24 protein-coding genes and 1 pseudogene are annotated in these 20,254 nt (G+C 70.5%); 16 read left to right on the top strand and 9 right to left on the bottom strand.

Annotated elements, in window-relative coordinates:
* Nucleotides 1-38 precede the first annotated feature (38 nt).
* Nucleotides 39-863 (top strand): bifunctional 2-polyprenyl-6-hydroxyphenol methylase/3-demethylubiquinol 3-O-methyltransferase UbiG, encoded by an 825-nt coding sequence (locus MTP03_RS05295; protein ID WP_248491025.1) that lies wholly within the window; start codon nt 39-41, stop codon nt 861-863.
* 80 nt (nt 864-943) lie between these two features.
* On the opposite strand, the gene MTP03_RS23400 is transcribed toward MTP03_RS05295, so the two are convergent.
* The 5 genes from MTP03_RS23400 to MTP03_RS22575 all read right to left on the bottom strand — a co-directional run bounded on the left by MTP03_RS23400 (nt 944) and on the right by MTP03_RS22575 (nt 3,956).
* Entirely contained in the window at nt 944-1,816 is an 873-nt protein-coding gene (locus MTP03_RS23400) for a hypothetical protein (protein ID WP_371820892.1), read from the bottom strand.
* Between the two features lie 28 nt (nt 1,817-1,844).
* On the bottom strand, nt 1,845-2,216 hold the full coding sequence (locus tag MTP03_RS05285; RefSeq protein WP_248491024.1) for a zinc ribbon domain-containing protein YjdM: 372 nt from the start codon (nt 2,214-2,216) through the stop codon (nt 1,845-1,847).
* A gap of 88 nt (nt 2,217-2,304) precedes the next feature.
* Nucleotides 2,305-2,892, bottom strand: coding sequence for a dihydrofolate reductase family protein (locus tag MTP03_RS05280; RefSeq protein ID WP_248491023.1), 588 nt, complete (start codon nt 2,890-2,892; stop codon nt 2,305-2,307).
* A 48-nt stretch (nt 2,893-2,940) separates the two neighbouring features.
* Nucleotides 2,941-3,576 (bottom strand): DUF5701 family protein, encoded by a 636-nt coding sequence (locus MTP03_RS05275; RefSeq protein ID WP_248491022.1) that lies wholly within the window; start codon nt 3,574-3,576, stop codon nt 2,941-2,943.
* Nucleotides 3,577-3,665: 89 nt separating this feature from the next.
* Nucleotides 3,666-3,956 (bottom strand): type II toxin-antitoxin system RelE/ParE family toxin, encoded by a 291-nt coding sequence (locus MTP03_RS22575; protein ID WP_256465268.1) that lies wholly within the window; start codon nt 3,954-3,956, stop codon nt 3,666-3,668.
* 88 nt (nt 3,957-4,044) lie between these two features.
* Between MTP03_RS22575 and MTP03_RS05265 the strand changes: the two genes are divergently transcribed.
* Genes MTP03_RS05265 through MTP03_RS05255 form a run of 3 tightly spaced genes read left to right on the top strand, consistent with a single transcriptional unit; the run spans nt 4,045 to nt 5,476 of the window.
* Nucleotides 4,045-4,809, top strand: a complete 765-nt coding sequence (locus tag MTP03_RS05265) for an MFS transporter (protein ID WP_248491020.1) — start codon at nt 4,045-4,047, stop codon at nt 4,807-4,809.
* Nucleotides 4,770-4,907 carry a hypothetical protein gene (locus MTP03_RS05260; RefSeq protein WP_248491019.1) on the top strand — a complete coding sequence of 46 codons (138 nt, stop codon included), beginning with the start codon at nt 4,770-4,772 and terminating at the stop codon, nt 4,905-4,907. Before MTP03_RS05265 ends, MTP03_RS05260 begins: the two co-directional genes overlap by 40 nt.
* Nucleotides 4,908-4,909: 2 nt before the next feature.
* The gene (locus MTP03_RS05255; RefSeq protein WP_248491018.1) at nt 4,910-5,476 is read left to right on the top strand and encodes a hypothetical protein; all 567 of its coding nucleotides are present in this window, start codon (nt 4,910-4,912) and stop codon (nt 5,474-5,476) included.
* On the opposite strand, the gene MTP03_RS05250 is transcribed toward MTP03_RS05255, so the two are convergent.
* A complete protein-coding gene (locus MTP03_RS05250) occupies nt 5,473-5,655 on the bottom strand; it encodes a hypothetical protein (RefSeq protein ID WP_248491017.1) in 183 nt (60 codons plus the stop codon). The two genes, MTP03_RS05255 and MTP03_RS05250, sit on opposite strands and share 4 nt — an antisense overlap.
* A 678-nt stretch (nt 5,656-6,333) precedes the next feature.
* On the opposite strand from MTP03_RS05250, the gene MTP03_RS05245 reads away from it, so the two are divergent.
* Nucleotides 6,334-7,485, top strand: a complete 1,152-nt coding sequence (locus tag MTP03_RS05245; RefSeq protein WP_248491016.1) for a hypothetical protein — start codon at nt 6,334-6,336, stop codon at nt 7,483-7,485.
* A 57-nt stretch (nt 7,486-7,542) separates the two neighbouring features.
* On the opposite strand, the gene ychF is transcribed toward MTP03_RS05245, so the two are convergent.
* Nucleotides 7,543-8,616: a redox-regulated ATPase YchF gene (gene ychF / locus MTP03_RS05240; RefSeq protein WP_248491015.1), complete on the bottom strand. Its 1,074-nt coding sequence runs from the start codon at nt 8,614-8,616 to the stop codon at nt 7,543-7,545.
* A 101-nt stretch (nt 8,617-8,717) separates the two neighbouring features.
* Between ychF and MTP03_RS05235 the strand changes: the two genes are divergently transcribed.
* From MTP03_RS05235 to MTP03_RS05205, 7 genes and pseudogenes are all read left to right on the top strand, one after another.
* Nucleotides 8,718-10,988 carry a carbon starvation CstA family protein gene (locus tag MTP03_RS05235; protein WP_248491014.1) on the top strand — a complete coding sequence of 757 codons (2,271 nt, stop codon included), beginning with the start codon at nt 8,718-8,720 and terminating at the stop codon, nt 10,986-10,988.
* Nucleotides 10,949-11,149 (top strand): YbdD/YjiX family protein, encoded by a 201-nt coding sequence (locus MTP03_RS05230; protein WP_248491013.1) that lies wholly within the window; start codon nt 10,949-10,951, stop codon nt 11,147-11,149. Before MTP03_RS05235 ends, MTP03_RS05230 begins: the two co-directional genes overlap by 40 nt.
* Nucleotides 11,150-11,212: 63 nt before the next feature.
* Nucleotides 11,213-12,676, top strand: a complete 1,464-nt coding sequence (locus MTP03_RS05225; protein WP_248491012.1) for an AlkA N-terminal domain-containing protein — start codon at nt 11,213-11,215, stop codon at nt 12,674-12,676.
* A gap of 1 nt (nt 12,677) precedes the next feature.
* A complete protein-coding gene (locus MTP03_RS05220; protein WP_248491011.1) occupies nt 12,678-13,193 on the top strand; it encodes a methylated-DNA--[protein]-cysteine S-methyltransferase in 516 nt (171 codons plus the stop codon).
* The gene (locus tag MTP03_RS05215) at nt 13,190-14,701 is read left to right on the top strand and encodes an AI-2E family transporter (RefSeq protein WP_248491010.1); all 1,512 of its coding nucleotides are present in this window, start codon (nt 13,190-13,192) and stop codon (nt 14,699-14,701) included. The genes MTP03_RS05220 and MTP03_RS05215 overlap by 4 nt, the downstream gene beginning before the upstream one ends.
* Entirely contained in the window at nt 14,628-15,512 is an 885-nt protein-coding gene (locus MTP03_RS05210) for a DNA recombination protein RmuC (RefSeq protein ID WP_248491009.1), read from the top strand. The genes MTP03_RS05215 and MTP03_RS05210 overlap by 74 nt, the downstream gene beginning before the upstream one ends.
* A 16-nt stretch (nt 15,513-15,528) precedes the next feature.
* Nucleotides 15,529-15,889, top strand: a pseudogene (locus MTP03_RS05205) (DUF6542 domain-containing protein); the annotation flags it as partial.
* 436 nt (nt 15,890-16,325) lie between these two features.
* On the opposite strand, the gene MTP03_RS05200 reads toward MTP03_RS05205, so the two are convergent.
* Nucleotides 16,326-16,580, bottom strand: a complete 255-nt coding sequence (locus tag MTP03_RS05200; RefSeq protein ID WP_248491007.1) for a hypothetical protein — start codon at nt 16,578-16,580, stop codon at nt 16,326-16,328.
* Between the two features lie 272 nt (nt 16,581-16,852).
* On the opposite strand from MTP03_RS05200, the gene MTP03_RS05195 reads away from it, so the two are divergent.
* Nucleotides 16,853-17,062 (top strand): hypothetical protein, encoded by a 210-nt coding sequence (locus tag MTP03_RS05195; protein WP_248491006.1) that lies wholly within the window; start codon nt 16,853-16,855, stop codon nt 17,060-17,062.
* A 39-nt stretch (nt 17,063-17,101) separates the two neighbouring features.
* Here MTP03_RS05195 and MTP03_RS05190 read toward each other — a convergent pair whose 3' ends face one another.
* Nucleotides 17,102-18,052, bottom strand: coding sequence for a 4-hydroxy-3-methylbut-2-enyl diphosphate reductase (locus MTP03_RS05190; RefSeq protein ID WP_248491005.1), 951 nt, complete (start codon nt 18,050-18,052; stop codon nt 17,102-17,104).
* A 163-nt stretch (nt 18,053-18,215) separates the two neighbouring features.
* Between MTP03_RS05190 and MTP03_RS05185 the strand changes: the two genes are divergently transcribed.
* Genes MTP03_RS05185 through MTP03_RS05175 form a run of 3 tightly spaced genes read left to right on the top strand, consistent with a single transcriptional unit; the run spans nt 18,216 to nt 20,253 of the window.
* Nucleotides 18,216-18,761, top strand: a complete 546-nt coding sequence (locus MTP03_RS05185) for a lipid droplet-associated protein (protein WP_371820958.1) — start codon at nt 18,216-18,218, stop codon at nt 18,759-18,761.
* Complete coding sequence (gene xseA, locus MTP03_RS05180; RefSeq protein WP_248491004.1) at nt 18,758-20,047, top strand: exodeoxyribonuclease VII large subunit; 1,290 nt, start codon at nt 18,758-18,760, stop codon at nt 20,045-20,047. The genes MTP03_RS05185 and xseA overlap by 4 nt, the downstream gene beginning before the upstream one ends.
* Nucleotides 20,044-20,253: an exodeoxyribonuclease VII small subunit gene (locus MTP03_RS05175; RefSeq protein WP_248491003.1), complete on the top strand. Its 210-nt coding sequence runs from the start codon at nt 20,044-20,046 to the stop codon at nt 20,251-20,253. The genes xseA and MTP03_RS05175 overlap by 4 nt, the downstream gene beginning before the upstream one ends.
* The last annotated feature ends 1 nt before the right edge of the window (nt 20,254 follow it).

Raw genomic sequence — 20,254 nt, 5'->3', positions numbered from 1 at the left:
CGAAACCGAGAACGTCGAACCCGACCTACTGTGAAGGCATGCCCGATTCACCCGGCGGGCGGGCGGGTTTCGCCCCACTCGACTCACATCAGGCCCGCGCGTTGGCCGAATCGTTCGGTGCCGACGCGCAGGGCTACGACGACGCCCGCCCGCGCTACCCCGATCCGCTCCTCGCGCAGATCCTCGACCGCCGGCGCACGCCGAGCGTCCTCGACGTCGGCTGCGGCACCGGCATCGCGGCGCGGCAACTGCGGGAGGCCGGCGCCGACGTCATGGGCGTCGAGCCCGACGCGCGCATGGCGCAGTTCGCGCGGGCGCACGGAGTCACCGTCGAGGAGGGCACCTTCGAGTCGTGGGACGCCGCGGGCCGAACGTTCGACGTGATCACTGCCGCGCAGTCATGGCACTGGGTCGACCCCGCGGTGGGGATCGGCAAGGCCGCCGGTCTGCTCCGCCCCGGCGGGCTGCTCGCGATCTTCGGGCACGTCTTCGAGCCGCCGGACGACATCGCTCGGGCCTTCGGGGAGGCGTTCCGGCGCGCGGTGCCGGATTCCCCGTTCGACGGTGCCGGTCGGCGCCCCGTCGAGGCCTACCTCGCGGGGTACGAGCGGATCGCGGACGTCCTGCGGGAATCGGGCCGGTTCGCCCACGTCGACGTCCTGCGGTTCGACTGGACGAGGGAGTACCAGCGCGACGAGTGGCTGGCACTCCTCGCGACGACCGGCGGCGTCGCGCCGCTCGCGGTCGACCAGAAGGTGCAGGTGCTCCACGCCGTCGGCGCTGCGATCGACGCGCGCGGAGGCTCGTTCACGATGGAGTACGTCACGCTCGCGACGCTGGGACACCGTGGAACCGCTGCGTGACATGGCCATGCTCGGGTGAATCCGCGGCCCTGCGGGCATGGGAACCGGATCTGGCCTTCTGTGGCGCTACAGACGAGGATTCACCTGCGGGGTGGACGGAACTTCGCGACGAAGGTCTTCTGCCAGGGCGTCTCGACAGCGCGCGGGTCGTAGTTCTCGCGGACGAAGCGGACGGCCTCGGCGGGATCGACGCCGTCGACGATCGCGATGCAGGCGAGTGTGACGCCGGTGCGTCCGCGCCCGCCCGTGCACGCCACCTCGACACGCTCGGATCCCGCACGTTCCCAGGCGGTCTCGACCGCGGCGGCGAACGCGTTCCGATCGCGGGGTAGGCGGAAGTCGGGCCACTCGAGAACCGTGTGATCCCACTCCACCGGGGTCGCGTGCCGCCCGATGTACACGCCGAAGTCCGGCCGTTCGTCCGCGATGTCCCGCCGCAACGACCGACCCCGGATCCGCCGGCCGGACGGCAGTTCGAGGACTCCCGGTTCCGCCGCGGGCCACGGGCCCCGGTGGGTGGGGTGGCCGTCGTAGGAACTGATGCGCGTGAGCGCGGCACCGTCGGCGAACACGAGCTGCAGGCCGTGCTCGGGTTCCCAGGCGCACTCGTCCTCGCTGATCACGTACCAGCGGCCGTCGTGGAACTCGACGTGCGGCGTCCGGTTGAAGGTGACGTTCGCCCAGACCTCGTCCTCGGTCAGGAGGGGCACCTCGTCCTCGCAGTAGTCGAGCGCCTCGGCGACGGAGGTGTAGTAGGCGAAGAGGGCGGGCGTCGCCGCCGTGAGGACCGACGGATCGAGCGCGCAGAAGTTCCGGATGCACTGGGCGAGAGCGGCTTCCGCTCCTTCTTCGAACTCCTCGAACGTGAACTCACACTCGCCGCCGAGGGCGTCGACCCGCAGCGGTTCGGTGCGGTACCAGGACGTGGACTCGTCGAACTGCAGCGGCCCCACGCCTGGCAGGTGAGTGCGCGCCGGCATGTCAGGGCGCGACCTTCTTGACGACGCTCGACTTGAGCTGCATCCGCCCGAAACCCGGCACTGTGGCGTCGATGTCGTGGTCGCCGACGCCGTCGGAGATGAGGCGGATGCCGCGCACCTTGGTACCCACCTTGATGACGCCGCCACCGCCGCCCTTCACCTTCACGGTCTTGGTGATCGAAACGGTGTCGCCGTCGGCGAGCGAGTTGCCCACGGCGTCGGTGATCACGCCCGTCCCGTCCGTGCTGTCCGACGGTGCGCCGTCGCCCGCGTTCCACTCGTGGCCGCACATCGGGCAGACGAGCAGCGGGCCCTGCTCGTACGTGTACGCCTCGGCGCACTCCGGGCACGGCGGCAGCTCATGATCACTCATGCGCAGCAGCTTATGCCCGCACGCGTCCACCGCGACCGCGAACCGCTGCGCATCGTCGAGGACGAGCGCGTCCAGATCATCAATCGACCTACCGATCGTAGGTGAGGAACATCGCGCCGCTGGGCAGCACCGTCCGATCGGTGAGCGTCCAGGCGCGCGGGTCGAATTCGGCGTCGGCCGAGAACATCGGGACGCCGGAACCGATGGTGAGTGGCGCGAGTTTGAGGACGATCCGGTCGATCTCGGTGTACAGCGCACCCGCGAGCGTGCCACCTCCCACCAGCCAGATGTCCTTTCCCCGCTGGTTCTTCAGTTCGCGCACCGTCGATACGGGGTCGGCGGGAACGACCTCGACAGCGGAGGGCGGCAGGTCACTGAGAGTGCGCGAGAAGACGAGGTGGCGCAGGTGCGGGAACGCATCCGCCACCCCGACCGCGAGGCCGAGCTCGTAGCTCCGTCGCCCCTCCACGACGGTGTCGAAGTGCCTCCCCTCGCCCGAGATCGACAACGCCTCACGCGCCTGCACCGGCAACGCCTCCGGGTACTCGGAGATCAGATGTGCGAGATAATCCTCTGGAACGGGCCAGAATCCGCCCGGCCCCGTCGGATCCTTCCCGTCGGGGCCGGCGATGAAACCGTCGAGGGTGCTGGCGACGAGGTAGACGAGTTTCCGCATGTTCGCACCGTAGCGGCTGCGCCCGGTGTAGGGCCGACGCCGGCACCGTCAGGCGGACCGAGCCGCCCCGGAGGCGAAGCCCAGCCAGGTATGCCGGTTGCCCCACCAGCACCAGCCGACCTTGGGCGCGTCACGGCGGTCCTTCCCGTCCCGGCCCGTACCGTTGCTGATCCAGATCGCCGGGGTGCGGGAGTCGAAGGCACCGTCGGGCTTGCGCAACCGGGATCCGATCGTCATGAAGCACCTGTTGCGCTCCAACGCTTCCGGCTGCTGCAGCACCCAGCCGATGCCCTCGGTGAGGAGCAGCGGGGTGCGCCCCACGCCGGTCAGTTCCGGCAGCGCCTCGGCGGGGCTCCAGTTGGCCAGGTGATCGCCGCGGTCGGGGTCCGAGACCACGTACAGCGGAGCGTCCGGAACGTCGACGATGGGCGAGAACTCGTCGACGTCCGGCATGTCCGTGACGATGAAGCCGGCTTTGTCACCACGGCGCATGAGGTGCGCGATCGCCGAGCCCGGCAGGCGGTCCGGGTGAACCGCGAGTAGTCCCGAGGCGTCGTGTTCGGCTGCGTAGGAACGAATCACGTCGGCACCGATGCCCGCAAGCGCGGGGACGCCGAGGTCGATGAGACGTTCCGCCTGTTCGGCGAGGACGGGCAGGGCCGGAACGGTTCGGATAGAGCTCACGCGACTCCTGGATCGTCGAGGGGCCATCGACTGTACCGGCGGATTCTCGAGCCCGCCAGGGCCGAGGGCACCGACGGGGACCGTCTGCATCAGCGCCGGTGCACGTCACGCCGGTCTCCCGCCGCGACGGCCATGACGAGGAGTTCGTCATCGTGGATCTCGTAGACCTTTCGCCAGTCGCCCGTGCGCACCCGCCAGGCATCTCGGCCCGTGAGCTTCTTCGACGCTGGTGGCCGAGGCTCGTCAGCCAGAAGAACGAGCACGGCCGCGACTCGCTCCTGACCGCGACGCGGAAGCTTGCGGATCTCTTGGCGTGCGGCGGATGCGGTCCAGCTTGAGTCGCATACCCCACCTAGGTATTCTGATGCCAGATACCCCATAGAGGTATCTGGCATCCATGCGTGCTCGCACAGAAGGAGACGAATGCCCGTGGCGGGCTCATACCCCTCCTGGTGATCGCCACTCCTGGTGATCGCCACCGCCCAGCTGATGATCGTGCTCGACGACACGATCGTCAACATCGCCCTGCCCAGCATCCAGTCACAGCTGACGGTGGACCCGGTCCACCTGCCGTGCATCGTCAACGGCTACATCCTCGCCTTTGGTGCGCTCCTCCTCCTGGGCGGGCGCATCGGTGATCTCTGGGGGCGAAAGCGGAACCTGCAGGTCGGGCTCGTCGTCTTCGCCCTCGGCTCGCTGGCCGGCGGGCTCGGCCAGAGCGCCGAGATGCTCATCGCCGCCCGCGCCATCCAGGGCATCGGCGCAGCCCTGACCGCACCCAACGTCCTGGCCCTGATCGCGACCACCTTCCAGGACCGGAAGACCCGCGACACCGCGCTGTCGCTCTATGGCGCGATGTCCGGCATCGGCATCGTCGTCGGGCTCCTGCTCGGCGGAGCGCTCACCGAGCTGCTCGACTGGCGCTGGGTGTTCTTCATCAACGTCCCCATCGGCCTGCTCGTCCTGATCGGCAGCCGTACCCTCGCCGCACCCGAGCGCCACACCGGGCGGCTGGGCTTCCTCGACGGCGTCCTCGGCACCGCCGGCATGGTCTCACTCGTCTACGCGATCACGCGCTTCGGCGAAGACGGCTTCGCCGATCCCGTCGCCTACGGGCTGGTCACTACAGGAGCGGTGCTGCTGGTGGTCTTCATCCTCCTCCAGCGCCGCATCAAAAGCCCCCTGGGCCGCTGGTGCTATTCAAGGACCGCAACCGCTCAGGCGCGTACCTGACGATGCTGGGGCTGGCGATCGGGCCGATGGGCATCGGCTACGTCGTCACCCTGTACCTGCAGCAAGTCCAGCACTACGCGCCACTGCCGACGGGCTAGCCATGCTGCCGTTCGCCGCCGGCATCATCTTCGGCGCAGGATCCGCGCCGAAGCTCATGCTCAAGGTCGCACCGCACTGGATCACCGCGATCGGCGGACTCCTGGGCACAGCCGGCGCACTGTGGATCGCCTGGGCCATCTCCCAGCACGGCGGGTGGCCGTACATCGCGCCCGGCTTCCTCGTCGTCGCTCTTGGCTTCGGTTTCGGCGTCATGGCGCTGACCCATGCCGCGGTCTACCGCGTCGAGCCCGACAAGGCGGGCATCGCCTCAGCCCTGCTCAACTCCGCGCAGCAGATCGGCGTCGCGCTCGGCCTCGCCGTCCTGGCCGGCGTCGCCGCCACCGTCACCGCCGGTTCCAACGACTCCGGCCCGCAGGTGCTGGCGACCGGGCACAGCACAGCCCTCGTGGTCGGCGCTGGCGTCCTGCTCGCCGCGAAGCTGGTGGGCGCTGCTCACGCTCAACCGGAGGGTGAACGCCGAAGGTCATGCTGCCGCAGCCCCTGCCCGGACGTCACCAGGCAGGGGCTGACGGCCCGATCGCGGGCTGCTGTGAGCGCCAGACGTTAGCGCGAGAATCTCCACTCCACCACGTCGCCGCACGTAGGACTATCTTCCGAAGTCGTCATCCCCCCGACGCTCCACGGGTCGACCAGTTCGACGCCGGTATGCGCAAAGTCCTTGACGCTCCGCGTCGCGCAGATCGCCCCTTGTACCAGCCAGAACGCGGCGATCTGCGCGTCTGCCATGCGGATCAGAGCACATCGTCTACCTCGCGGATAGCCTCGTCAAGGTGCTCGCCGAGCACGTCGCCCGCCCACGGCACCATCGGCAAGGACCGGTGACTCTTCGCCGGGGAGGCTGACAACCCACCGCACCAGAACACCGTCGGCTACTGGTGGCGCAAGCACTGCGCGACGCCGGGCTCTCCGGAATCAAGCTCCACGACCCACGGCACTTCTACGCCTCCGGCCTCATTGCCGCCGGGGGCGAGGTCGTGACCGGCCAGCGCTCGCTCGGCCATGCGAAGGCGACGACCCTCAACACCTACGCCCGGCCTCTGGCCTCCCCCGAGGACCGCACACGGAAGACTGCCGAGTCGATCATGTCCGCGTCGCTCGGTCAGCCCCCACGACATCGGAACAGCAGTGGGCCACCATCGGCGACCGCCGGCGGTGAGGCTTTATATCTCGGACCTCCGGCGCGGTTCGGACGTGCATCACAACGCCCCGGGGATCCGCGACGCCACGCTGCCTTCGAGGTCTTCATAGCTGTGGCGCGGACTGAGTGGAACTCGTTCGGGTGCAGGCTGCCGCCGAGGTTGACAACTCGTCACGGCTCGGCGCGGAGGGTGGCTGTGCTGAACGACTCCCAGCTGTCGGCGGGTACGCGTACCCTTGGCAGTCCGGGGCCCAAGGGGGAGAACGATGACTGAAGAGACGCCCGAGCAGAAGGTGGAAGCCGCGTCCGTCGACGCCGGAGAGAGGCCCGCCGACAAGCCTGCGACCCAGGGCGGCAGGGCGCAGTACCCGTTCCCCCGGAAGACCGTGGAGGACGCCCTGCGTGTCCCCACGGCGATTCGCACCAACAACGGCGGCGAGCCCTTCGACCCGCAGGAGATCGCGAAGGCGCTCAACGTGGGCGGCAAGACCGGAAACTTCTTCTACCTGACGACCGCCTCTCGCGACTACGGATTCACGGACGGCACCCGGGACTCCTCGGAGATCTCGCTGACGGCGCTCGGCAAGCAGGCCGTCTACCCGGCGTCCGACGCCGACGCCTACACGGCGAAACTGCAGGCGTTCTTGAACGTCGACAAGTTCAAGGGGGTCGTGGAGCACTATAAGGGCAGCAAGCTCCCGGCTGACGAGTTCGTCCGCAACGTCCTGGAGACAAAGTTCGGCCTGGACCCGCGCACGCACGACACGTTCCTCGACGTCTTCCAGAAGAACTGCCGCTATCTCGGCATCGGAGCCGAGTGGACCCCCGGCCAGCAGGCTCAGGCAACATCGCCGACCGCCCCCGCCACGAACGGTGTCCCGACAAGAGCTGTCACGACGCCTGCAGCACCCGCCGCGCCGAACGGCTCCGGCAGCGGCAAGCCGGTGTGCTTCGTGGCCATGCCCTTCACGGAGAAGACCGAGGCGTACCCGCCCCGGTTCTTCACGGAGGTCTACGCCTCGTTGTTCGAGCCCGCGATTGAGGCGGCGGGGTTCGAGGCCAAGACTGCCAAGGGCCAGGGTTCCGACGTTATCCACTCCACAATCGTCAACGGGTTGCTGGACGCCGACCTCGCGCTCGTTGACCTAACGGAGCACAACCCCAACGTCCTGTTCGAGCTGGGCCTACGCATCGCGGAGAAGAAGCCGACCGTGCTCGTCAAAGCGATCGGCACCAACCCGATCTTCGATGTGGACAACCTGATGCGGGTCGTCTCGTACAACCCGAACCTCTGGCCGAGCACGGTGAAGGAAGACCTGCCGAGGCTGACCGAGTTCATCAAGGGTGCGTGGGCCATGAAGGACACCGAGCGCCCCTACATGGAGATCCTGCGACAGCAAACCATGTCCATGGCCTGACGACTCCCCTTCAGTGCAGGCGGCCTACATCCACTCTGAACTGCGGTTTCGCGTGATTCACACGTTGAAGCGGAACTCCACCACGTCACCGTCGACCATGACGTAGTCCTTGCCCTCCATCCGGACTTTCCCGGCGGCTTTGGCTGCGGCCATGGTGCCGTTGGCGTCGAGGTCGGCGAAGGAGACGATCTCGGCCTTGATGAAGCCCTTCTCGAAGTCGGTGTGGATCACGCCGGCGGCCTTGGGCGCGGTGTCGCCCTTGCGGATCGTCCAGGCGCGCGACTCCTTCGGGCCGGCGGTGAGGTAGGTCTGCAGGCCCAGGGTGTGGAAGCCAGCCTTGGCCAGCGAGTCGAGGCCCGGCTCGTCCTGGCCGATGGACTCCAGCATCTCGGCCTGGTCCTCGGGGTCGAGCTCCAGCAGCTCGGACTCGATCTTGGCGTCGAGGAACACGGCGTCGGCGGGGGCGACGGCGGCCTCCAGCTCGGCGCGGCGCGCGGCGTCGGTGAGCACGCCCTCGTCGGCGTTGAAGACGTACAGGAAGGGCTTCGCCGTCATCAGGTGGAGCTCGCGGATCGGCGCGGTGTCGAAGCCGGCGGCGAACAGCGTCTTGCCGTCCTCCAGCACCAGCTGTGCGGCCTTCGCGGCCTCGGCCGTCTCGGCGACCTCCTTGTTCTTGCGCGCCTCCTTCTCCAGGCGCGGCAGGGCCTTCTCGATGGTCTGGAGATCGGCGAGGATCAGCTCGGTGGCGATCACCTCGATATCGGCGAGCGGGTCCACCTTGCCGGCCACGTGCACCACGTCCTCGTCGGCGAACACGCGCACCACCTGGCAGATCGCGTCGGCCTCGCGGATGTTGGAGAGGAACTGGTTGCCCATGCCCTCGCCCTCGGAAGCGCCCTTCACGATGCCGGCGATGTCGACGAACGACACCGTCGCGGGGAGGATCCGCTCCGAGCCGAAGATCTCCGCGAGGCGGTTCAGCCGCGGGTCGGGCAGGTTCACCACGCCCACGTTCGGCTCGATGGTGGCGAACGGGTAGTTCGCCGCCTCCACCTCACTGTTGGTGAGGGCGTTGAACAGGGTGGACTTGCCGACGTTGGGCAGCCCGACGATTCCGAGGGTAAGACTCACGGGGCCTGATTCTACGTGCCGAATCGCCCGCACCCGACGCCCACTGGTGCGACGATGACCCTTGCGAACCAGCACACCCCTCACTCCCATCAGGAGGCCATGTGTCCGCTCCGACCGCAGAACCGGTCTCGGAGACCGACGGCGACATCACCTACGTCCGCACGGACCCGGCGCAACCGCCGGTGGCGATCATCGACCGCAGCCCGATCACCACGAAGCACAAGCTGATCTTCGGCGCCGTCGCCGTCCTGGGCGCGGTCGCCTGGGCGATGATCGCCCTCGCCCGCGGCGAGACGGTGAACTCCGTGTGGTTCGTGCTCGCCGCGGTGTGCACCTACGTCGTGGGCTACCGCTTCTACGCGCGCCTGATCGAACTCAAGGTGGTGCGCCCGCGCGACGATCACGCGACGCCCGCCGAGATCCTCGACAACGGCACCGACTACATGCCGACGGACCGGCGCGTGCTGTTCGGCCACCACTTCGCCGCCATCGCGGGCGCCGGGCCGCTGGTGGGCCCCGTGCTCGCCGCCCAGATGGGCTACCTGCCTGGCACGATCTGGATCATCGTCGGCGCCCTCGTGGCCGGCTGCGTGCAGGACTACCTGGTGCTGTGGGTCGCCACCCGGCGCCGCGGCCGGTCGCTGGGGCAGATGATCCGCGACGAGCTCGGCCCCGTCGGCGGCGCCGCCGCGATCATCGGCATCGCGGCGATCATGACGATCCTCATCGCCGTTCTCGCGCTGGTCGTCGTGCAGGCGCTCGGCCACAGCCCGTGGGGCGTGTTCTCCATCGCCTGCACCATCCCGATCGCGCTGTTCATGGGCGTCTACCTGCGCTACCTGCGGCCCGGCCGGGTCTCCGAGGTCTCGCTCATCGGCTGCGTGCTGCTGCTGGCCGCGGTGATCGGTGGCCGCCCCGTCGCCGAGACGTCCTGGGGCCAGGAGCTGTTCACCCTCACTCCGGTCCAGCTGAGCTGGGCCATCATCATCTACGGCTTCGCCGCGTCGGTCCTGCCGGTGTGGCTACTGCTGGCGCCGCGCGACTACCTGTCGACGTTCATGAAGGTCGGCACCATCGTGTTGCTCGCGGTCGGCATCCTGATCGCCCGGCCGCTCATGGAGGCGCCCGCCGTCTCCGACTTCGCCAAGGACGGCACCGGCCCCGTGTTCGCCGGCTCGCTGTTCCCGTTCCTGTTCATCACCATCGCCTGCGGCGCGCTCTCCGGCTTCCACGCGCTGGTCAGCTCGGGGACCACCCCGAAGCTACTGGAGAAGGAAGGGCAGATGCGGCTGATCGGCTACGGCGGCATGCTCACCGAGTCGTTCGTCGCGATCATGGCCCTGATTACCGCCTCGATCATCAACCAGCACTTCTACTTCGCGATGAACGCGCCGATGGCCAAGACCGGCGGCACCGCGGAGACCGCGGCCACGTACGTCAACTCGCTCGGCCTGGGCGGTGATCCGGTCACCGGCGCGGAGATCGCGCAGGCGGCGAAGGACGTCGGCGAGGAGTCGATCGTCTCCCGCACCGGCGGCGCCCCCACCCTCGCCTTCGGCATGTCCGAGGTCCTGCACCAGGTGTTCGGCGGCTCGTCGATGAAGTCGTTCTGGTACCACTTCGCGATCATGTTCGAGGCCCTGTTCATCCTCACCACCGTGGACGCGGGCACCCGCGTCGCCCGGTTCCTGGTCTCCGACGCCCTGAGCAACCTGGGCGGCCCGTTCCGGCGGCTTAAGGACCCCAGCTGGCGCGTCGGCGCCTGGGTCGCGTCGCTGCTCGTGGTCGCCGCCTGGGGCAGCATCCTGCTCATGGGCGTGACCGACCCGCTGGGCGGCATCAACACCCTCTTCCCGCTGTTCGGCATCGCCAACCAGCTGCTCGCCGCGATGGCGCTCACCGTGGTGGTGGTCGTCGTGGTGAAGAAGGGCTACTACAAGTGGGTGTGGATACCCGCGATACCGCTCGTCTGGGATCTGATCGTCACCATGACCGCGTCCTGGCAGAAGATCTTCAGCGCCGACCCCGCGGTCGGGTACTGGAAGCAGCACAGCAACTTCAAGGCCGCCGCCGAGCAGGGACTGCAGAGTTACGGCTCCGCCAAGACGCCGGAGGCGATCGACGCGGTGGTGCGCAACACCTTCATCCAGGGCACGCTGTCGATCGTATTCGCCGTGATGGTGCTCATCGTGTTCGTGATGGGCCTGTGGACGATCTACCGCACCGTGTCCGGCAACGGCCGCCCGCTCACCGAGGAGGAACCGGTGCTCAGCCACCGCTTCGCCCCGGCGGGCCTCATCCCCACCGAGCACGAACGGGAGGTGCAGGCGCAGTGGGACGCACTGGGCGTGCCCCGATCATCCGGGCACTGAAGGCGATCCGCTGGTACGTGGGCTCGGTAATGGGCGACAACCACTACCAGCGGTACGTCGAGCACCGTCGGGCCACCCATCCGGGCGAGCCGATCCTGACGGAACGGCAGTACTGGAAGGCGCGGCACGACGGGGCCGGCGTGGCGGTGCGCTGCTGCTGACCGCCGACGGTGGTGTCTGAAAGCCGCTAGCGCGGCGCGCGCCCGGATGCCAGAGTCGAAGGCGTGACCACCAGCTCACCCCACCTCGACTTCGACCGGTGCTACCGGGCGATCGCCGCGCGCGACGCGCGGTTCGACGGGCAGTTCTTCACCGCAGTGGCCAGCACGGGGATCTACTGCCGCCCGTCGTGTCCGGCGACGACACCCCGGGCCGAGAACGTCTCGTTCCACGTCACGGCGGCCGCCGCGCAGGCAGCGGGCTACCGGGCGTGCCGGCGCTGCCTGCCCGACGCCGTGCCCGGATCGCCGCGGTGGAACCTCGAGTCCGACCTCGCGGCGCGCGCCATGCGCCTCATCGCCGACGGTGCGGTGGACCGGTCCGGCGTGACGGGCCTCGCCGAGCGACTCGGCTACAGCCCGCGCCAGCTCACCCGCGTGCTCACCGCGGAACTCGGCGCGGGACCGCTCGCGCTGGCCCGGGCGCACCGCGCCGCGACCGCGCGGATGCTCATCCTGGGCACCGCGATGCCGTTCTCCGACATCGCCTTCGCCGCCGGATTCACCTCGATCCGCCAGTTCAACGACACGATCCGCGAGGTCTTCGCGCGCACCCCCTCGCAGCTCCGGTCCGGCGGGCGGGCGGCACCGTCGAACGGCACGGGCGAGCTGACACTGCGGCTGGCACTACGCGGACCGTACGACACGGGATGGGTGCGGTGGTTCCTCGCCGCACACGCGGTGCCCGGACTCGAGCACGCCGACGGTGACCGCTACACCCGCGTGCTGAACTTGCCGGGCGGCAACGGGATCGCCACCGTCGACCTGGGATCCGTCCCCGACGGGTACGTCCGTACCACCCTGTCGCTCGCCTCGATGAGCGACCTGTCGGCAGCGGTCGCGCGGCTGCGGCACCTGCTGGACCTGGACGCGGATCCGCTCGCCATCGACGAGGCCCTCGCCGCCGACCCGCACCTGGCCCCGCTGGTCGCAGGCACCCCCGGGATCCGGCTGTTCGGTTGCGTCGACCCCGCGGAACTGCTGCTGCGCACCATGATCGGGCAGCAGATCTCGATCGCGGCCGCCGCCACCCACCAGGCGCGCCTGGTGGCCGCGCTGGGCGACGAGGTGAGCGACCCGGCCGGCCGGGTGAGCCGCGCGTTCCCCACGCCCGCTGCGGTGGCCGAGCGGGGCGGCGAGGTGCTCACCGGGCCGCGGAGCCGGATCGCGGCGATCCGGGGCGCCGCCGCGGAACTCGCGGAGGGTCGGCTGCACCTGCATGCGGGCCTGACCCGCGCCGATGCCCGCGCGGAGCTGTTGCGTCTCAAAGGCGTCGGTCCGTGGACCGCCGACTACGTCGCGATGCGGCTGCTCGCCGACCCCGACACTCTCCTCGCGTCCGACCTCGTAGTCGCCAAGGGCGCGGAGCGGATCGGCCTCGACATCGCCGCCAACCGCTGGAGCCCGTGGGGCAGCTACGTCTCGCTGCACCTGTGGAACCACGCCCTCACCACCGACCGGAGGAAATGACATGCCCGACACCGCGCTCAGCGCCACCGTCACGACCCCGATCGGGCCGTTCACCGCGGTCGTCGATACCGACGGTGCCGTGCTCGCCTCCGGCTGGACCGCGGACCTGGGCGCGCTGCTGCCGGTGATCCACGCCTCGTTGCGGCCGCGCACCGTCGAGCCCCGGACCGAGCTGGGCGCCGTGACCGCGGCCGTCACCGCGTTCCACGCGGGCGACCCGGCCGCCATCGACGACGTCCCGGTGCGCCAGCGCTCGGGCGGCTTCGTCGAGCACGCCTGGGACGTGCTGCGCACCGTCGAACCGGGACGTCCCCTGACCTACACGCAGTACGCCGCGCTCTCCGGGCGGCCCGCGGCCGTGCGCGCGGCCGCCATGGCCTGCGCCCGCAACGCCGCCGCGCTGTTCGTCCCGTGCCACCGGATCCTGCGGACCGACGGTTCCCTGGGCGGCTTCCGGTGGGGCCTGGACGTCAAAGAGTGGCTGCTCGCGCACGAGGCACATACGATCGCGGCGTGAGCGATGACGTAACGAAACCGGCGGGCGCCCCCACCCGCAGCGACGTGTACGGCAGGGCCGGTCGCTGGCTGGCCTCGTGGAGCATCCGCGTCGTCGCCGTCGCGGCGATGCTGTTCGTGTTCAGCTGGCTCATCGGCGAGTTGTGGACGGTGATCCTGCCGGTCCTGCTCGCGCTGCTGATCTGCACGGTGCTGTGGCCGCCCGTGAGCTGGCTCCGCAAGCGGGGCTTGCCACCCGCCCTCGCGACGGCCCTGGTCCTGCTGCTGTCCGCCGGGATCCTGGGCGGGATCATCGGCGCGATCGCGCCGTCCATCGGTAGCCAGTCGCGCGACATCGCCGACAAGGCGGTGCAGGGCGTCGCCAAGGTGCAGAAGTGGGCGCAGGGCCCACCGCTGAACCTGCAGGACGAACAGATCAGCAAGTTCGTCACGTCCATCACCGGCAAGCTGCAGGAGAGCGCCGAGACCATCGCGTCCGGCGTGTTCACCGGCGTCAGCGCGGCGGGGTCGTTCGTGGTCGCGATCGTGATGGTCGCCATGCTGGTGTTCTTCTTCCTCAAGGACGGCGACAAGTTCATGCCGTGGCTGCGCCGGCACTCGGGTACGCCCGTCGCGGAGCACTTCGCGGAGCTGCTCAGCCGGGTCTGGGCCACCCTGGGCGGCTTCATCCGCACGCAGGCCGTGGTCAGCCTGATCGACGCGTTCTTCATCGGCCTGGGACTGGTGCTCCTCAACGTGCCGCTCGCCGGCGCCCTCGCCGTGATCACGTTCCTCGGCGGGTTCATCCCCATCGTCGGCGCGTTCGTGGCCGGGGCCCTGGCCGTGGTCGTGGCGCTGGTCACGAACGGGTTCGGCACCGCGCTCGCCGTGCTCGCGATCGTGATCGCGGTGCAGCAGCTCGAGGGCAACGTGCTCTCCCCCATCCTGCAGTCCCGGTCGATGCAGCTGCACCCGGCGATCGTGCTGCTGTCGATCGCGTTCGGCACCACCGCGTGGGGCATCATCGGCGCCTTCCTCGCGGTGCCCGTCGCCGCCGCCTTCGCAGTGCTCTTCCGGTACCTGGGCGAGCTCGTCGACGCGAAGACCGGCGAGACCCCACCCCGGACGACGAACCGGCGAAGCCGACCTTCTGGGACCGGCTGCGCCGTAAGCCGTCCCCGGCCACCACCGCGGACGAGAACGAGCCCGAGCCCGCGTAGGCCGAAAATTGTCAGTGGGATCGACCATCCTGGCCCCATGGACCTCTCGCACCTGATCGTGGCGCTCCTCGCGCTACTGGTCGGCGCCGCCGTCGGGGTGATCCTCGCCAGGGCGGTGCCGCCGCCGTCCGCACTGCCCGACGGTGCCGTCCCCGCACCCGATGCGGTGGCGGGGCCGGTGAGCGCGCTCGGCCCCGCTCCGGCAGGCCCTGGATGCGCTCGGGCACGAGTTCGCGGTGGCGGAGCGAAGCCGCGTCGCGGCGTTCGCGGGGCTCCGCGAGCAGATCGGCACCGTCGCCCGGACCAGTGAGGCGCTGCGCGCCGAGACGGCCACGCTGCGCTCGGCGATGAAGTCGTCCACCGTGCGCGGGCGGTGGGGCGAGTTGCAGCTCGAGCGGGTGGTGGAACTGGCCGGGCTGAGCCGGCACTGCGACTTCTCCACCCAGGTGGCGTCCGCCGTCGGCGACGCCCGGGTTCGGCCGGACGTGGTGGTCCACCTGGCGGGCGGCCGGAACCTCGCGGTCGACGCGAAGGTCCCGCTGGATTCGTACCTCCAGCTCCTTGAGGCCCCGCCGTCGGAGCACACCGCGCTGCTGTCCGATCACGCCCGGCGGTTCCGCTCGCACGTCGTGCAACTGTCGGGCAAGCGGTACTGGGAGGCCGTGGGCTCCCCGGAGTTGGTGGTGATGTTCGTGCCGGCCGAGGCCTTCCTCGACGCGGCTCTCCAGGCTGATCCAGAGCTGCTCGAGTTCGCACTGGACCGGAATGTGGTCCTGGCCACACCCACGACCCTCGTGGCGATGCTCCGCGCGGTCGCGCTCGCCTGGCGTCAGCACGCCCTCGGAGAGGATGCAGCGCGGATCCACGCGCTCGGCCGCGAGCTCAGCGAGCGGTTCGACGTCCTGAACAGCCACTTCACGTCGCTCGGTTCCGCCCTGGGTAAGACGGTCGAGGCGTTCAACGCCACCGTCGGGTCGTACAACGCGCGGGTCGGCGTCACGGCGCGACGGCTGTCGGATCTCGCATCGATGCCGGACGGTGCGCGGGACGATCCGCACGAGGTGAACGTCGCGCCGCGCGCGGTACCCACGGCTGTACATTCTCGGTTCTCACAGCCTTAACCGGTACGGTTCACCTGTGTCGAAGTTCCAACCCTCCCGCTCCCAGGTGCCGGTCGACGAGCGCTCAGTGCTCGCGACGGTCCCCGGTCTGCCGTGGTGGGGCGCCGTCATCACGCTGTTGGCGTTCACCGCGGTCGGCGCCCTCGTGGCGGGCGAATACACCGGCGTCAACGCGGGCGTCCTGGCGATGGCGGTCGGGGCGATCGTCGCGGTGCTCGCTGTCCGCAATCGCGCGCTGTTCACAGCCATGGTGCAACCCGCTGGTGATCGCGACCGCGATCCCCGTCTACAAGTGGTTCACGATGCCCAGCCCGCGCAAGACCAGCGCGATCCTGACCGACGTCCTGTTCCCGATGATCTCGCTGTTCCCGTGGATGTTCTGGATCACCGTCATCGTGCTGGTGATCGGCGGGGCCCGCCTCGTGCTCTACCGGCGGTTGACCGCCACCGCCCGGAGCGCGCAGCGCAGTAACGCCGCGACGAAGCAGGCGGCCAAGGCCGGTGCCCCGCCAGGTCCGGGGCCGGCTCGAAGGCCGGGACCGGCTCGAAGGCCGGGACCGGCTCCGAGCCGGGTTCCGGCAAGAAGACTCCCGCATCGACGGGCCTGCCGATCGGCGAGCGGATCCGGGGGCGCTATCGCGCATGCGGCCCGAACCCGCCGGCTCGGCGGCGTCCGCCGGCGCGGCGGCCCTCGTCGGGTCCGCCGGAACGTCCGAGCGCCACCAGAGCAGTTCCCGGCCCACGAGCCCGTCCACCACCGACCGCGGGACGCGGCGAGACCGACCCGAGGCACCCGCCGTGGGCAAGCCCGAATCACGCCCTGCGGGCCGCAGCTCGGCGGCACGCACGGACGAGCCGCGCCGCCGCCTCACCCGCGAGGAGGTCGCACGCCGGGACGAGGGCGCACCCGCCACCCGCATCAACCGGGTCGTGCGCCCTGATTCCGGCCAGATCCGGCGCGGTCAGCCGCCGCGGCGCGGCGTCGACGACGAACGCCGCGACGTTCCGCGGGGCGCCCGGCCCCGGCCCGCCGTCGCGCAGGGCGACCGCCCGCGGCCCGTCCAGCACGATTCCCGTGAGCTGCGGCGCGACGCCGAGCGCCGCGGGATCGAGCAGCCGCCCCGGTGGCGCGGCGCGCGCGATCCCGAACCGCGGCCGGACGCACCGTCGGGCCCCCGACGAGCTGTCCCGCGCCCCGATTCCCGCGATTACCGGCGCGAGGCCCGCGACATCGACCGTGCCCGCGGCGGTGGAGCGCCACGCCCGCGCCCCGAACGGGAGCGTTCGCGCATCCCGCGCGACGACTTCGGCTCGCTCCCCGCATCTCGGGCACCCGCCCGGTGCAGCCCGACCTTCCGAGCCTGCCCCGCGACCCCGAACGCCTCTCCGGGCGCGCGGACTCGCCCGCCGCACCCGGCCGGTACGAGCACTACCGGGCACCGCGCTACCAGCCGCAGAGCGAGCAGACGCCGGTGGAGACCAACTTCCGGGACGATTTCGCCGAGCCCGCCGAACCACGCTCGATCCGGCGGCATCGTTACAAGGACTGATGCGCCAGCGCCGCGCAGAGGCGACGGTATCGCCTTCGGTCAGGCCTTGGCGCGGGGCCGAAGCTCGCGCGGCAGTGCGAAGACCAGCGTCTCGTTCGCCGTGGTGACGGGTTTGACGTCGTGGAACCCCTCCCCGTCGAGGTACTCGACGACACCCTTGACCAGGATCTCGGGCACCGACGCGCCGGAGGTGATCCCGACGGTCTCCACGCCGTCGAGCCACGTCGGATCGATCTCGCGGGCGAAGTCGATGAGGTGCGCGGCGCGGGCGCCCGCCTGCAGCGCGACCTCCACCAGGCGCACCGAGTTCGACGAGTTCCGCGAGCCCACAACGATCACCAGGTCACATTCCGGGGCCATCGCCTTCACTGCGACCTGCCGGTTCTGCGTGGCATAGCAGATGTCGTCGCTGGGTGGGTCCTGCAGCTTGGGGAACCTCTCCCGCAACCGGCGCACCGTCTCCATCGTCTCGTCGACCGAGAGCGTGGTCTGCGAGAGCCAGACCAGCTTGTCCTCGTCCCGCACCGTGACGTGGTCCACCGCGTCGGGCCCGTCGACCAATTGCACGTGCTGCGGCGCCTCGCCCGCCGTGCCCTCGACCTCCTCGTGGCCCTCGTGGCCGATCAGCAGGATGTCGTAATCGTCGCGCGCGAAGCGCTTGGCCTCCTGGTGCACCTTGGTGACCAGCGGGCACGTCGCGTCGATCGTGCGCAGGCTGCGCTGCGCGGCGCCCTCGTGCACCGCGGGCGAGACGCCGTGCGCGGAGAACACCAGGAGCGAGCCCTCGGGCACCTCGTCGGTCTCGTCCACGAAGATCACGCCCTTGTCCTGCAGCGTCTCCACGACGTGCCGGTTGTGCACGATCTCCTTGCGCACGTACACCGGGGCGCCGTGCTTCTCGAGGGCCTTCTCGACCGTTTCCACCGCACGGTCGACGCCCGCGCAGTACCCACGCGGCTCGGCCAGCAGGACTCGCTTGCCAGAACTCATGCCTCCAGGCTACGGCACCTGACGACGCGGCCGCTTCCGCGATGAGGCACCCTGGAGGCATGAGCCGTTTACCGTTCGTGGTCCGCGTCGCGGTGGGCGCCGTCGCCTTCGCCGCCGAGAAGGGCCAGGAGATCGTGACGGGGGCCGTCAGCGCACCCTCACGCTGGGCAGCAAGTCCGCCCAGGCGTTCATCCACGTCCAGCAGGACCTCGCCGACCTGGCCGTCCGCGGCGACCGGGCGATCGAGACCGTCTTCCCCGCCAAGGAGGAGGAGCAGGCCGCATGGGCGACGTTCGACGACGACGAGGACGTCGACATCGACCTCCCCGTTCCACCGAAGCCCGCCTTCGGCGAGGTCCGGCCCGCCGCCGAGCCCGCGACCCCGGTGCAGCCCGCCGAGGCCGAGCCCACCGAGGCGACCGCCGCCGCACCGGCCGCCGAGGCCGCGTCACCATCGGGGGCCGGACGGTACGCCCTGTACAGCTCGCCCGCACCGGCACCGTCGGGCGACACGGCCCCGGCGGAGACGTCCGACGACCTGCCCGCGGCCGCGGCACGGATCGACTACCCGGAGCTGACGCTGGCGCAGCTGCGCGGCCGGCTGCCCGGCCTGACCACGGCCGAGGTGGAATCGCTCGTCGAGTTCGAGCGCGGCCACAAGGCGCGGCCGCCGTTCCTCACGATGCTCGAGAACCGCATCACGCGGTGACCGGACCGGCGAACGGCGCGCCGTCGGGCGCCTCTGCGGGACCGCCCACGGCCGAGCACCCGTGGCCCGTGCGCGTGGTCTCGATGAAGGTCGCGCAGTGGATCGACCGCCTGGGCGAGGTCTGGGTCGAGGGCCAGATCACCCAGCTGAACCGGCGCGGCGGCGGCACCGCGTTCCTCACACTGCGCGACCCGTCGGCGAACGTGTCGCTGCAGGTCACGTGCCTGCCCGCGGTGCTCGACCGCTCCGAGGTGCCGCTGCAGGAGGGCACCCAGGTGATCGTCCGCGGCAAGTTCACCTACTGGGCCGGGCGGGGCAGCCTGTCGCTGCGGATCACGGAGATCCGGGCCGTCGGCATCGGCGAGTTGCTGGCGCGCATCAAGCGCCTGCGCCAGCTGCTGCACGCCGAGGGACTGTTCGAGCCGCGCCTGAAGCGGCCCCTGCCGTTCCTCCCGCGCACCGTCGGGCTGGTCACGGCGCGGGCCAGCGCCGCCGAGCGCGACGTGCGCTCCATCGCCGAGGGCCGCTGGCCCGACGTACGGATCCGGGCCGAGTACGCCACCGTGCAGGGCCCGACCGCGGTGCCGCAGCTGATCACCGCGCTGCGGGCGCTCGACGCGGATCCCGAGGTCGACGTCATCATCCTCGCGCGCGGCGGCGGCAGCGTGGAGGACCTGCTGCCGTTCTCCGACGAGGCCCTGTGCCGCGCCGTGCACGCCGCCCGCACCCCGATCGTGTCCGCGATCGGCCACGAACCCGACAACCCGCTGTGCGACCACGCCGCCGACATGCGCGCCGCGACCCCCACCGACGCCGCGAAGCGCGTCGTGCCCGACGTGCTCGCCGAACGGGAGCGGATCGCCGAGTTGCGGGCCCGCGCCGCCACCGCGCTGCGCGGCTGGGTCGCCCGTGAGTCGCACGCCCTGGAGGCGCTGCGCTCGCGGCCCGTGTTCGCCCATCCGATGCGGATCGTCGACGACCGGGCCGACGACGTGGCACGGCTCCTGCGGGACGCCCGGCGGGACGTGCGGCGCACCGTCGAGCGCGAATCCGACGGCGTCCGGCACCTGGCGGCACGGTTGACGTCGCTGGGCCCCGCCGCGACGATGGCGCGCGGCTACGCCGTGGTGCAGAAGGTGACTCCTGACGGGGAGAACCCCGTGGTCCGGAGCATCGAGGAGCTCGCGCCCGGCTCGCAGCTGCGCGTCCGGCTGCCCGACGGTGCCGCTGCCGCGGCCGTGATGGGCGTCACCAGGATCACCGTACGAACCGAGGAGGCGTCGTGAGCGACGAGACACCCGTGGCCGAGCTGGGGTACGAGCAGGCCCGCGACGAACTGGCGGTCGTGGTGAAGCTGTTGGAGCAGGGCGGGATCGACCTCGACGAGTCGCTGAACCTGTGGGAGCGCGGCGAGGCCCTCGCCAAGCGCTGCGAGGAGCACCTCGCCGGCGCGCGCGAACGCATCGAGAAGGCGATCTCCGCCGAGGAGTGAT

It is taken from the genome of Tsukamurella sp. PLM1, from assembly GCF_023168325.1.
Taxonomy (GTDB): domain Bacteria; phylum Actinomycetota; class Actinomycetes; order Mycobacteriales; family Mycobacteriaceae; genus Tsukamurella.
The sequence above is the reverse complement of the archived record's forward strand: the minus strand, read 5'-3'. Positions and strand labels throughout refer to the sequence as shown.